Annotated in this window: 11 protein-coding genes; 7 read left to right on the top strand and 4 right to left on the bottom strand. The window is 64.8% G+C overall.

Annotation, left to right across the window (positions count from 1 at the left end; translation table 11 throughout):
* Complete coding sequence (locus tag ACO0LU_RS14740; protein ID WP_424792107.1) at positions 1-2,229, top strand: FAD-dependent oxidoreductase; 2,229 nt, start codon at positions 1-3, stop codon at positions 2,227-2,229.
* Here the strand turns inward: ACO0LU_RS14740 and ACO0LU_RS14745 are convergent.
* From ACO0LU_RS14745 to ACO0LU_RS14760, 4 genes are read right to left on the bottom strand one after another with little or no spacing between them, the layout of a single operon-like run.
* Positions 2,196-3,035: a sugar phosphate isomerase/epimerase family protein gene (locus ACO0LU_RS14745; protein ID WP_424792108.1), complete on the bottom strand. Its 840-nt coding sequence runs from the start codon at positions 3,033-3,035 to the stop codon at positions 2,196-2,198. The genes ACO0LU_RS14740 and ACO0LU_RS14745 overlap by 34 nt on opposite strands.
* Positions 3,036-3,037: 2 nt before the next feature.
* Positions 3,038-4,468: a sulfatase-like hydrolase/transferase gene (locus ACO0LU_RS14750; protein WP_424792109.1), complete on the bottom strand. Its 1,431-nt coding sequence runs from the start codon at positions 4,466-4,468 to the stop codon at positions 3,038-3,040.
* A gap of 46 nt (positions 4,469-4,514) precedes the next feature.
* On the bottom strand, positions 4,515-5,519 hold the full coding sequence (locus tag ACO0LU_RS14755) for a Gfo/Idh/MocA family protein (protein WP_424792110.1): 1,005 nt from the start codon (positions 5,517-5,519) through the stop codon (positions 4,515-4,517).
* Positions 5,516-6,637, bottom strand: coding sequence for a substrate-binding domain-containing protein (locus tag ACO0LU_RS14760; RefSeq protein WP_424792111.1), 1,122 nt, complete (start codon positions 6,635-6,637; stop codon positions 5,516-5,518). The genes ACO0LU_RS14755 and ACO0LU_RS14760 overlap by 4 nt, the downstream gene beginning before the upstream one ends.
* Positions 6,638-6,961: 324 nt before the next feature.
* Here ACO0LU_RS14760 and ACO0LU_RS14765 point away from each other — a divergent pair, with 324 nt between their 5' ends.
* The 6 genes from ACO0LU_RS14765 to ACO0LU_RS14790 form a co-directional block, all read left to right on the top strand.
* Positions 6,962-8,263 (top strand): ABC transporter substrate-binding protein, encoded by a 1,302-nt coding sequence (locus ACO0LU_RS14765; RefSeq protein WP_424792112.1) that lies wholly within the window; start codon positions 6,962-6,964, stop codon positions 8,261-8,263.
* Positions 8,263-9,243: a carbohydrate ABC transporter permease gene (locus tag ACO0LU_RS14770; protein WP_424792113.1), complete on the top strand. Its 981-nt coding sequence runs from the start codon at positions 8,263-8,265 to the stop codon at positions 9,241-9,243. Before ACO0LU_RS14765 ends, ACO0LU_RS14770 begins: the two co-directional genes overlap by 1 nt.
* 15 nt (positions 9,244-9,258) lie before the next feature.
* The gene (locus ACO0LU_RS14775; RefSeq protein WP_424792114.1) at positions 9,259-10,146 is read left to right on the top strand and encodes a carbohydrate ABC transporter permease; all 888 of its coding nucleotides are present in this window, start codon (positions 9,259-9,261) and stop codon (positions 10,144-10,146) included.
* 10 nt (positions 10,147-10,156) lie between these two features.
* A complete protein-coding gene (locus ACO0LU_RS14780) occupies positions 10,157-11,533 on the top strand; it encodes a sulfatase family protein (RefSeq protein ID WP_424792115.1) in 1,377 nt (458 codons plus the stop codon).
* Between the two features lie 167 nt (positions 11,534-11,700).
* On the top strand, positions 11,701-11,883 hold the full coding sequence (locus ACO0LU_RS14785) for a hypothetical protein (protein WP_424790166.1): 183 nt from the start codon (positions 11,701-11,703) through the stop codon (positions 11,881-11,883).
* A 6-nt stretch (positions 11,884-11,889) separates the two neighbouring features.
* On the top strand, positions 11,890-12,954 hold a 1,065-nt coding region (locus tag ACO0LU_RS14790), incomplete at its 3' end, for an IS110 family transposase (protein WP_424792120.1).

Below are 12,954 nucleotides of genomic sequence, written 5' to 3' on the forward strand. Positions count from 1 at the left end.
GTGAGAGTCGAAGAGCATCACCACGACGTGGTGGTCGTGGGTGGCGGACTGGCTGGCACCTCTGCGGCGATCGCCGCTGCACGCGACGGCCAGAGCGTGGCACTCCTGCAGAACCGCCCGGTCTTGGGCGGCAACTCCAGCAGCGAGGTCCGAGTGTGGGTGTGCGGGGCCACCGCCACCGGACATCAGCGGTATGCCCGCGAAACCGGCATCGTCGGCGAGTTCTATCTCGAGAACGAGTACCGCAACCCGCTGGGTAACCCCCAGTACTGGGACCTTGTGCTGCTCGAAGCGGTCAAGAACGAACCGAACATTGACCTGTTTCTGAACACGCACGTGCTCGATGTGCACCTGGATGGGCAGCGAATCGAGTCTGTGATGGGCCATGTGCTCGGATCCGAACGCGAGTTGCACATGCACGCCCGGTTCGTCATCGACTGCACCGGCGATGGTTCGATCGCGGCGGCAGCCGGCGCCGACCATCTACTCGGCAGGGAGGGTCAGCACGAGTACTCCGAGTCCTGGGCACCCGCCGAGAAGGACGACCTGACCCTCGGCAGCACGCTGTTGTTCTATACCCGCGAGGAGTCCGAGCCGGTTCCGTTCATTCCGCCGTCATTCGCAATCGATGTGCAGGGCACCTCGATCCTGGAATCGCGGGTGATCCGCACCGGCGATAACGGTGCCGACTACTGGTGGATCGAGTGGGGTGGCGAACTCGACGTGGTCCACGACAACGAACGGATCCGCGATGAACTCTGGGGGGTCATCTATGGCATCTGGGACTACATCAAGAACTCCGGGAAGTTCGACGCCGAGAATCTCACCCTCGAATGGGTCGGTTCGGTGCCAGGCAAACGCGAGTACCGCCGGGTCCTCGGCGAGACGATCATGACGCAAAGGGATATCGAACAGGACCGCCGCAAGCCGGACGCCATCGGCTTCGGCGGCTGGTCCATCGACCTGCACCCACCCAAGGGCGTCTATGAACCGCGCGGAGCGGCACAGCAGATCTACCCGCCCGGCCTGTACGACATTCCGTTCGGCGCGCTGTACTCCCGAAATATCGGGAACCTGTTAATGGCGGGCCGCAACGTGAGCGCTACGCACGTTGCGTTCGGCTCCATGCGGGTAATGGCTACCTGCGGCGTCATGGGTGAGGCCGCCGGTACTGCGGCCGCACTGTGCGCTGAGCAGGGTATCGACCCCACCGACCTCAGCGAGTCCGTGACCACCCTCCAACAACGGCTGATCCGACGCGATGCCTCCCTCATCGGTGTGCCGTGGACGGATCCCGCCGACAAAGGACGAGGGGCGCTGGTCACCGCCAGTTCGTCGCTGGATCCGGACGCTTCAAGTGTCGTCGACGGCTCGGTCCGTCTCGGCGCTGATACCGCCGTGCTCTTCCCTCGGACGAGCGCCGCACGCGTCGCCCGTGTCTGCTTGAGTGCGAAGCAGCGAACCTCTGTGCGGTACGCCTTCCACACCACAGCCGATCCGCTCACCTACGCGCCCCGGGAACTCCTCTCCTCCGGCACGGTGGACATCGAGGACTCCGAGAGTCGATGGCAATCCCTCGAACTCCCCTCGGCCCGGCACGATGAGGAGAATCTGGTCCTGGTCCTATCCGCGAACGACGACGTCTCCTGGCACACCCATCCCGACTACCTGTTCGGTCAACTCGCGATGCGCCGCCGCGCCGATCTCGCCACCCGCGACATCGACCTTCATGTGGATGACCGCGCACCGAACGAGATCGTTCAGTGGGACGTCAAGGCGTTGAACCGTACCCGGTTGGCGCTGCGGATCGACGACGGCGGTCCTTACGCGCCGAGGCAGGTGATCTCCGCGTACAGCAGACCGTTCGCTGGTCCCCAGATCTGGTCTTCGGCACCGATGTCGAACGGGCCCGAGTGGATCGAGTTGCAGTGGGACGTGCCGCAGTCAATCGAGGAAGTCCACGTGTTGTTCAACGACGACGTGAATGAGTACGCCAACAACCTGCACTCCTCCCGATGGCCGTTCCGCGTCATTCCAGAGATCGTGGCCGATTACGACCTGGAGGTCTACTGCGACGGAGCCTGGTACACGTGCGTAGTCGAGCGCGGTAACCGGAGACGTCACCGGGTGCATGCCTGCTGCGCCCAGAACGTGGAGGCTATTCGGGTGAAGGTGCTGGCCACCAACGGGTCCCCTTACGCGCAGGTCGTGGCGGTCCGAGTCTTTTGAGAGCCCGCCGTCCAATCCACGCCGGCTTGACGGAATACCGAGTGGAGATGTTCGATCGCCACCTCCAGGGGTGCAAGGGCCGGGAACCACACCCGCTCCCACTCCAGTGACACCCAACCTGGGTATCCGCGCTCTCGGATCGTCGTCAGGATCTCGATCAATGGGACCGCACCATCGCCAGGTAGTTCGGGTGCCGGATCGCTCCTGCTCACAGCATCCTTGACTTGGATCCAGCCATCGGTTAACCATCCGGACAGGTGGTCCAGCGACTCACCCGCGCTCTCTCCTACCCGCCAGGTGTGCAGTACGTCCCACACTGCCGTGAGCGAGCCGCGATCGGCAGCCGAGTCAACTGCCGCGTCCAGGAGGTTGGCAATGTCGGCCGCAGCACAGTGGGAATCGTGCGTCTCTAAGGCGATGTGCACCCCCGTGTCACGCCCGATCTGAGAGGCTTGCGCGAGCCGGTCGACCAACTCCCGGTCCTCGGTGCGATCCGCCCCCCTGCCGGCCCCGGGAAAGACGCGCACATGCGTCGCCCCCAGCCGGTTCGCGTCCGCCACGGCCGCACTGAGATCGCCGATGAAGTCGTCGCGCGTCCCCGCACCGACCTTCACTCTGGAAGCCAGGACGACGAAGTCCAACGTTCCCAACCGATCGCGGATCCCGACGTCCCTGTACTCCGCGGGCACGACAGCGTCGTGCCTGATCTCGATTCCCTGAACCCCTGAGCGCTCGATCAGATCCAGGAATGTCGACAGCCCAGCCTCCGGGACGCCGAGTCCGGAGATGGCCAACCTGATCGTCACGATCAGTACCTCGGGACAGTGTTGAAGGCCGTCGCCAAAGGGAACGGGCTCCGCCCGGGTCCCACCGTGTCCACCTGCCCCGCGCCGCTCACGGGCAAGGCCCGACCATCGAGGTCAACACGTGTGTGCTCCTGAAACCATGCGTTCAGTTGGTCATGCAGTCCCTCGCTCAACGCACCAGCGCCGGGTGAACCGATCATGTTCGACCGCTCCCCCGGATCGGCGATGAGGTCATAGAGTTCGTGCGGCCCATGGGGATAGCGATGGACGTACTTGTGGCTGCGGGTGCGGATCATCCGAACCGGCCCGTACTCATCGAAGACCACAACGCGCTCCCGGCGATCTTGCTCCGGATGCCCCATGAGAGTGGGGACGAAGGAACGACCAGGCCCATCCTCCTGCGGTTGTGCGATGCCGCAGAGCTCCCGCAAGGTTGCCGCGACGTCATAGGCGGACACCAGGGCATCACTAACTTCCCCTGCTGGGATACGACCGGGTTGGCGCATGATGAACGGCACCTTCACGGACTCGTCATACATGTTCTGGGGGAAAGTCGCGTTCCCTTTGCCCCAGATCCCGTGCTGGCCACAACTGAACCCGTTGTCGCTGGTGAAGATCACAACCGTGTGCTCGTCCAGTCCGAGTTGGGCAAGGCGCGATAGCACCCGACCGATTCCTGCGTCCATCGCCGTGACCGCCGCGAAGTAGCCCTCGAGTGCGGCGCGAGTATCCGGCTCACCGCCGATCGGGGCGCCGTCGACGATCGGCACCCAGGGATGCAACTCCTCCTGCGGCAGCGAGTCGAAGGCGCAGTCGCGGTACAGGTCGGTGTACTCCGCGGGATGGTTGTTCTTCCACGGACTGTGCGGAGCCGTGTAGTGCAGCGACAGGTAGAACGGGTCTTCGGTCCGCGACTCGTCCTCAAGGAAATCACAGGCAGCATCGCTCAAAACATCGGTGACGTAGCCTGGTTCGTCGACGGGCCCACTCTGGTCGTACAACGGAGCACCGTAGTACGGCCCGCCTCCTCCGCCGTGAGCCAACCAGCGGACAAATCCGGGGCGTGGCCTGTCATTGGCGCCGAGGTGCCATTTGCCCACGAGGCCGAGGCGATAGCCCGCGTCTGCCAGGTCGTCCGTGTACAGTCGCTGACCGCCGAGGAAGTCCTGACCCTCGGCTCCCACATGTCGTGCGTCGAGGTAATCATGCACACCGTGAACTGAGGGCATCTGCCCGGTTAGGAGCGTGGCTCGGGCCGGTGAACACACGGGCGAGGCGCAGTAGAACTCGGTGAACCGCGTCCCCTCCGAGGCCATCCGATCAATCGTCGGTGTGCGGATCTCGGAGTTGCCCGCACAGCCCAACGCCCACGGGCCCAGGTCGTCGGCCATGATCATCACCACGTTCGGCCGACTCGGCTCTCGGCTAGCCATTGTTCTCCCTCACATCACTGGGCCGCGTCGCGTACTTCGCTCCTCGTCAGGACACCGCTCCGGCTGCCTCACGCTGCGGCACCGTGACCGGCCCGCCGGTGTCCGCAGACTCATAGATGGCATGCACCGCCGCCACCACGGTCCGGCTCAGGACCGTGCTCACGGGGAACGGCGTCCCGTGCTCGACGAGCTCCACGAATGCGGCCAGTTGGTTCCGGAACGCGGCAGGGATATCCCCTTCGGACCGTTCATGCAACACCTGTTCGGTGTCTCCCGCGCGCATCAGGGTCCCCCGCCTGGAGTCGGCCACGACAGTGCCCTCATCCCCCACGACAGTGACTGCATCGACGGGTCGGGGCGGCGTGGACGTCACCGTGATCGACGCGCGAAGTCCGTTCGTTAGCGTCAACAGGGCGGTACCATCGGTCTCCACCCCGACCCCGAAACGCGACACCGTGCTGGCCGCTTCGACCCGTTCGGCTAGGCCCCCGGCCAACCAGCTGCTCCGATCGAGGCAATGGCTGCCGATGTTCATCATTGCCCCGCCGCCAGCAGTCTCGCGGTCGAAGAACCACTGCGGTCGAGTCCCCGGGCGGTAGTCGGTGCTGCGCAGGTCGTGCACCATACGCGGAACGCCGATCCGCCCGGACCACACTGCGTCGTAAGCAGCGACCTTCTCGGGTAGGAAGTGCTGGATGTGGCCCACAGCCAAGGCAACCCTTGCTGCCTCGCACGCATCGATCATCAGGTCACAATCTGCGACCGTGGTGGCCATGGGCTTCTCCAACAGCACCTGCAACCCGGCCTGCGCCGCATCGAGGACCATCTGGGTATGCAACGAATGCGGCGTGCTGATTATCACGGCGTCGAGATCGCTGTCGAACATCTCGCGGTAGTCGCTGTACACCCGTGCACCATGGGGTTCGGCCACGGTCTCGGCCTCAGATAACGAACGAGAGCACACCGCGGCCACGTTGACTGTGGGCAACTCTGCGGCCGCTTGGGCATGCACCGCGCCTACCGCGCCGGCCCCCAGGAGCCCTAGTTTCATACTTCCTCCTTGATTGCCCGGGTCGACTCGGACGCACCACAGGAGTCACGGATGACGAGCGGCGGTCGCAGGGTGATCTGGTGGACGACGTTTTCGTCATTGCCGTGTACACGCTGTAGCAGCGTCTCAGCAGCGAGGCGACCCAACTCGTGCTTTGGGGGCGAGACCGCGGTCAACGGAATGTCTGCATACGCGGCGCTCTCGTCGTCATACGCGACCAGGGCGAGGTCATCGGGGATCTGCACTCCGGCACGCCGGGCGGCGGCCTCAATCCATGCGGCTTCCCTGTCTCCGAATACCAGCGCCGCCGTGGTCCTCGACTTGCGAAGCAGGTGCACCGCTGCCTCGGCTCGTTCCAGGGACCACTCCGAGGCCGGAGCGGTGTCGATCGGAAGGGCCGGCAGAGCGAGGTCCCGGACGGCGTCCTTGTACCCCTGGACCACCCAGTTTCCCGTGTGGTTCGGGTGCCGGCACACCAGTCCGATCCGCTCGTGCCCAAGTGCGCGCAGATGCCTGACCGCGTCGTACGCCCCGCCGGCATGATCAGTGCATACGTACTCCGACCGGTCTGAGATCCGTGCCTCGAAATCGCGCCGTTCCAGCATCACCACCGGCACCGGCAGATCGAACAGGCTCTCGATCTTCTCTTGCATGTTCGGGGCGGACAGCAGGTCCGGTACGGCGATCAGACCATCGATCCCGCTGGCCAGGAGCGATGCCATGTCGCGTTCCTCCTCGACGGCGTCGTAGTGATAACACGCGAGCACCATGCGGGCAGAAGCACCGGAGAGCGCGCTCTCCACGCCCGCGAGCACGCGCGGGTAGTACTCCGTTGCGCTCGGGACAAGGACGCCGATCGTGCGCATCGCCCCAGCACCCGGTCGAAACTCTGTGGACACATAAGAGCCGGAGCCCTGCCTGCGCACGATCAAACCATCGTCGGCGAGCTCATCAAGCGCCCGTCGTACTGTGGTCAGCGACAACTCCCGCTGAGCCATGAGTTCCTTCTCCGTCGGCAACTTCGCTCCCGGTTCCCACCTTCCCGCCGAGATCTCCTGACGGAGGTCCTTGGCCAGTGCCCGGAACTTCAGATCCCGCCCACTCGTAGCATCATCCACCACCGTCCACTCTCCCTTGATTGATTCCTTCGGAAAGGATGCACCTAGGATTCATTAGGTGAAGAGTAGCGGACTTGAAGCCCGCTTGCACCCAACTTGTGGCAAGTCGCACCCAACCTCTGATACGTCCCCGCCTGCCCGACGAGATCAATGGTCACAGTCGGGTAACGAGTGCCAAAGGGCGGACCCTGGCATCCCACTTCTCCGCAGAGTGCATCTAGACTCCTTCCTAAGTCATTCTTGACAAGTCGCTGACTCTCACCGCATTGTGAGGACCGAACCAGCGAATAGATACCTCAGTCAGTTCTATCGAAAGGTGCAATGATGCAGCACTCTCACTCCCGACGCGGCGCAGTAGTCGGGGCTCTCGGGGCGGTTGCTCTGGGGTTGGCGGCATGCTCCGGGACCAGCGCCGACGACGGTAATGGCGAAGCCACCGAGTTCACGTACTGGTCCACCTGGAACGACGGCGAAGTCCAGCAGGAAGTCATGGCGCAGGCAATCGAGGACTTCACCGCGGAGACCGGTATCGAAGTCAACGTGCAGTGGCAGGGCCGTGACAACGTCCAACGACTCGTCCCGGCATTGAACACCAACGAGGTGCCCGATCTGGTCGACCAATCCTACGTCAACACCTATGGAAGCCTCGTCGCAGCCGGCCAGGTACAGGGCTTGTCGACTGCGTGGAACGCGGATATCGAAGGCCAGACGCTGGCCGACATCGTCCCGGCACAGTACCTGGAGTACATCGACATCGAACTTGATGACGGTGAGTACTGGATGGTGCCCTACCAGTTGACCTCCGACGCGATCTGGTTCGACGCGGCCACTCACCCGGACCTGGTGGACAACACACCCCAGTCCTGGGACGCGTTCGTCGCACTGCTGGAGGACCTGCAGGCCGACGGGCACACGCCGATCGCTCTGGACGGTGACATCCCGGGCTACAACGTGTACTGGTTCAAGACGCTGCTGCTGCGTGAACTGGGACCCGGGGCGCTGTACGAACTTGCCTCCGACGAGACCGGGGCAGCCTGGGACGACCCAGCAGTGCTCGAAGCGGCCCAGAAGGTGCAGCAACTGGTGGATGGTGGCTACTTCATCGACGGCTTCCAGGGCAGCCAGTTCCCGGAGCAACAGCAGCAGTGGGCCTCGGGCAACGCCGCGCTCCTGTTCATGGGCTCCTGGGCTGCAGCGGAAACAGAACCGTACGCGGCCGACGGGTTCGAGTACTCCTCCTTCCCGTTCCCTCCCGGCACCCATGACAGTGCCCGCGTGGACTTCACCGGCTTCGTTGTTCCTAGTACGGCTGACCACGCCGAGGCCGCGCAGGAATTTGCTGCGTTCTTCCTCCGGGAGGAGTACCAGACGATGCTCGGTGAGGGTGCTGGGCTGCTGCCAGTCCGACAGGACGTCGACGTCAACCCCGTGCTCGACACGGTGATGGAGCGCCTCGCCACCGCCGATTCATTCCACCAGCAGAACGACGGCGTGGCCTTCCCCGGTTACAACGACACCGTCTTCTGGGCGATCAACGACGACCTCGTGCTGGGCAACCTCACGGCCGAGGAGTTCGTCGAAGAGGCCAAGGAGGCCACCATCTCCTACTGGGAGGAGCAAGCCTGATGAGTGCTCTGCTCGCGCGCGAGCAGGACGTGCGGCCGGCCGTGCCGGGGCACGCCCCGGCCGGCCGGTCCGCCAAGACCAGCCAGCGCTCCCCCCTGGATCGTCAACGGCGCAAACTGTTCGTGCCGTTCGTGATGCCCGCCCTGTTGTTCTACGTCGTCCTGTTCGTGGTGCCGATCATCGCCGCGGCGTGGATCAGTCTGCACACCTGGGCCGGCGCCGGGGAGATGGAATGGGTCGGCCTGGGCAACTACGCCCGGCTGGTCCGTAACGACCTCTTCCTGCAGTCATTCACGAATACCTTGCTGATCCTCTTCATCGTCGGTGCGGCGATCTTCGTCGTCGCCTTCGCTCTGACGCTGGTGCTACGGGATATGGCGGGCAAGCGCACCGCAAGGAACGTGCTCTTCTTCCCGCACCTGATCAACGCCCTGGTCTTCGGCGCACTGGCCGGGTTCGCGTTCAACCCCAACGGGCTTGTGAACAGTTTCCTGCGCGCCGTCGGTGTCTCCGATCCCCCGCTGTGGCTGGCGCGGGACAACCTCCTCGGGCTCGTCATGGCGATCCTGGCGTGGGCGAGCGTGGGCTACTACACCACGATCCTCATGGCCGGCGTGGATCGGATACCGGAGTACTTCTTCGAAGATGCTGCCCTGGCTGGTGCCAGCGCATTCCAGCGGTTGCGTTATGTGATCCTGCCCCTGACCTGGGATGTGTTCGCGGTCTGTGCCGTGCTGTGGACGATCACGTCGGTGAAAATCTTCGAGATCGTCTGGATCTTCGGTGGCACCACGGGAGTGGGCCTGCCCCCTCAGGAGATCTGGACCTCCGCCGTCTACACCTACATCATGGCGTTCTCCGGCCAGTCGATCCCCTCCTATGGCATGGCCAGCGCTTCAGCCATGCTGGCGCTGCTGCTCGTGGCAGTCCTCATCGTCCTGCTACGGCGCGTCACGCGTCGTGAAGCGCTCGAGTTCTGAGACGGGAAGGTCCTCATGACTACTGCTACACAGGCTCCCTCTCGCAGACGGAAGACCGGACGAAGCCGCGCGGCTGATACCGGGCCGCTCCGCACGATCGGCGTGGGCTTCACCTGGCTGTTCGTCGCCTTCAACATCGCCATGCTCGCCTGGGTGGCGTTACAGGGTTTCCGCGATACGCGCGAAATCTTCGACAATCCCTGGGGCTGGCCCGACAACTGGACCTTCGACAACTTCGTCACTGCATGGAACGCCGGAAACTTCGGTACCGCAGCGTTCAACAGCGTGGTGCTGACCCTGAGCGCCTCTGTGGCGATCGTGGCCCTGGCAGCCCCGGCGGCCTACTACCTGTCCCGTCAGGACAACCGGCTCACCCGTTCGGTGACCCTGCTGTTCATCCTCGGACTCGGGGTGCCGGTCCAAGTGATCATCGTTCCGTTGTTCGTGATGCTCGCCCGTGTGGGCCTGACGAACAGCATCTTTGGTTTGGCGCTGGTGTACATGGGAGTGTCCATGCCCTTCACCGTGTTCCTGCTCACCGCGTTCTTCCGCTCACTGCCCGGAGAACTGGAAGAAGCGGCCGCCCTGGACGGAAGCACTCCGGTCCGAACCTTCTGGACCATCATGCTGCCGCTTGCCAGGGGCGGACTGCTGACCGCCTTCGTGCTGCAGTTGATCTCCAACTGGAACGAAACGGTGCTCGCCCTGGTGCTACTGCAAACCACGGACCGCTACACGCTGCCGATCGCGTTGATCAACTTCGTTCAACGCCAGACCTACAGCGGCGCCGACTGGGGCGGGCTGTTCGCAGGCCTGGTTCTGGTGATCATTCCGGTGCTGCTGATTTACCTCTGGTTGGGCCGGCGGCTCACCGAAGGACTCACCCTGGGCATGGGCAAGTAGCGAGCGAGAGATGAACGATCTGCCCGGAGCCGCCCGCGTCGGGGCCGGCGACCGACCGAACATCCTGCTCATCATGGCCGACCAGATGGCAGCACACATGATGAGCAATACCGGGAACCCGGACATCTCCACGCCGGCGCTGGACCGGTTGGCGGCCGAGGGCACCCGGATGGATCGTGCCTACGTCACCTTCCCGCTGTGCGTCCCGGCCCGAAGTTCACTGTTCACCGGCCAGTATCCGCACACCCTGGGCGTGACATCCAATGATGCCTCCGGCGATGCTCTCGGGCCGGATTCACTGGGTCACCTCCTGGGCGAGGGCGGATATCAGTGCGCCTACGCGGGCAAGTGGCACGCGACGCGTCCCAGTGCGCAGGCCAGCGACGGTTTCGAGCCGATCAAGGATTTCGGGGATACCGGCCTGACAGAGACGGTGGACCAGTACCTAACCGCCGGTCGTGACCCGAACCTCCCGTTCTTCCTGGTGGCCTCCTTCGACGACCCACACACGATCTGTGAGTACGCCAGGAACCAGCCGCTGTACTACGGCGACACCCCGACCACGGAGTTGGCGAACACACCGAACCTGCCCGCGAACTTCGGCCACCAGCCGTTCGAGCCCGAAGCCCTTCGCACCGAACAGCACGAGCACGCCAAGGTCTACGGCACCGGCGGGTACACCCCCGAGGACTGGCGCCACTACCGCTACACCTACGCGCGACTGGTGGAGCGCATGGATGCCCGTGTGGGTGAGTTGCTGGAGGTGCTTGACCGGACCGGCCGGGCACGAGACACCTTGGTGATCTTCACCAGCGATCACGGCGACGGCGATGGAAGCCATTCGTGGAACCAGAAGACGGCGCTGTTCGAAGAGATCGTGCGGGTGCCGTTCCTGGTGCGCTGGCCCGGGCGGGTACCCGCCGGACGCGTCGAGAGCGGCACGCTCGTATCGGTGTGCCTGGATCTGCTGCCGACCCTGGCTCAAGCAGCCCAAGCCCGGGCAGGGACCGGACTCCCCGGGCGAAGCCTGCTCCCCGTGCTGTGTGACGGTGAGCGCCTGGACCGCGAACGCCTGGTCGTACAGACGAGTTTTCCCGCCGTCACCGCCCCCGCCACCCGGGGTCGGGCCGTCGTCGAACATCGTTACAAGTATGTGCTGTACAGCTGGGGCAGGTACCGGGAGCAATTGCATGACCTGCAGGCGGACCCCGGCGAGATGACGAATCTCGCGGTGGAATCCCGCTATCGGGGCGAGTTGGACCGGTTGCGTGGTGAGTTGCTGCGCTGGGCCCGGTCCGGCGGCGATGAGGCAATGCTCAAACGTCTCGTACTGCCCCAGGACACCCACGAGGTCGCGCGCGAGCAAATCTATGCCAGGCCCCACTGACGTTGATGATGGAAGGGCTTCGGCGAGGTCTGACCCAGGCACTGACTGACGCCCCCTCTGGGGTGGTCCTTGACATGATCCGTCGGCCTGCGCCGGGGCATGTAAAGCGCATGCCGGCCAGGTGGACATGACCTAATAGGAGCTCGACCAAAAGTCCCATCAACGTCTTGTCTGCCCACCTGGCCGGTGTGCCTGTCCCGCTAGAGGAAGGCACCACCATCATGACCAGTGAACTGATCGATGTCATCGCCGGCGTGGACACCCACGCCGAGACCCATCACGTGGCGGTGATCGCCACGACCGGTGCACGACTGGGCGATGCACAGTTCCCGACCACGAGCCAGGGGTAGCGCGACCTGCTCTCCTTCATCACCAGCCTGGGCCGCATCACCACCATCGGGGTGGAAGGGACCAACTCCTACGGCGCCGAACTGGCCCGGTTCCTGCGCCAGGGCGGAGTAGTCGTGGTGGAGGCGATCCGCCCGACCCGTCAGGTCCGTCGTCTGCGTGGCAAGAGCGACCCGATCGACGCCTACGCCGCCGCCCACACGGTGCTCGCCGGGCATGACCTGCCCACCCCGAAGAACGCCGATGGCGATGCCGAGGCCATCCGCGTGCTGACCATCGCGCGCCGCTCGGCCCTCAAGGCCCGCACCGCGGCGGCCGTGCAGATCAAGAGCCTGCTCGTCACCGCCCCCGAGGCCCTACGTGCTCGCTTCCGGGGCCTGAACGACGCCGACCTACACGCCCAGCTCGCCGCCGTGCGCCCCGGGCCGGCCACCGAGGGCATCCAACCGGCAACCCTGACGGCAATGCGCCACCTCGCCCGCCGCCACCGCGCCCTGACCACCGAGATCACCGAACTGGAGACCGACCTCGACACCCTGGTCACCCGCGTTGCCCCCGCTCTGCGCGCCGCCCACGGCATCGGGCCGGTGACCGCCGCCCCGCTGCTCATCGCCGCCGGCGACAACCCCGACCGACTCACCAGCGAGGCCTCCTTCGCCGCCCTGTGCGGCGCCGCCCCGATTCCTGCGTCCTCGGGTAAGACCACCCGCTACCGCCTCAACCCCGGCGGTGACCGCCAGGCCAACGCCGCCCTGCACCAGATCATCCTGGTCCGCATGACGTGCGACCCCCGCACCCGGTCCTACATCGCCAAACGCACCGCTCAGGGAAAGAGCGACAAGGAGGTAATGCGCTACCTCAAGCGCGCCGTCGCCCGCGAGGTCTACCACCACATCGTCCACCCCCAACCCGTGCCGCAGGTCGATGACCTACGCCCGCTGCGCCACGCCAAGGGAATGACCCTGCAGACCATCGCGGACCACTTCAACGTCTGGCCCGCTCACATCTCCACCATCGAACGCGGCAAACGCCGCGACGACGACCTCGCCAACCGCTACCGCGAATGGCTCCTC

Origin of the sequence: Pseudactinotalea sp. Z1748, from assembly GCF_049725185.1 — a bacterium.
Classification (GTDB): Bacteria; Actinomycetota; Actinomycetes; order Actinomycetales; family Beutenbergiaceae; genus CALKWS01.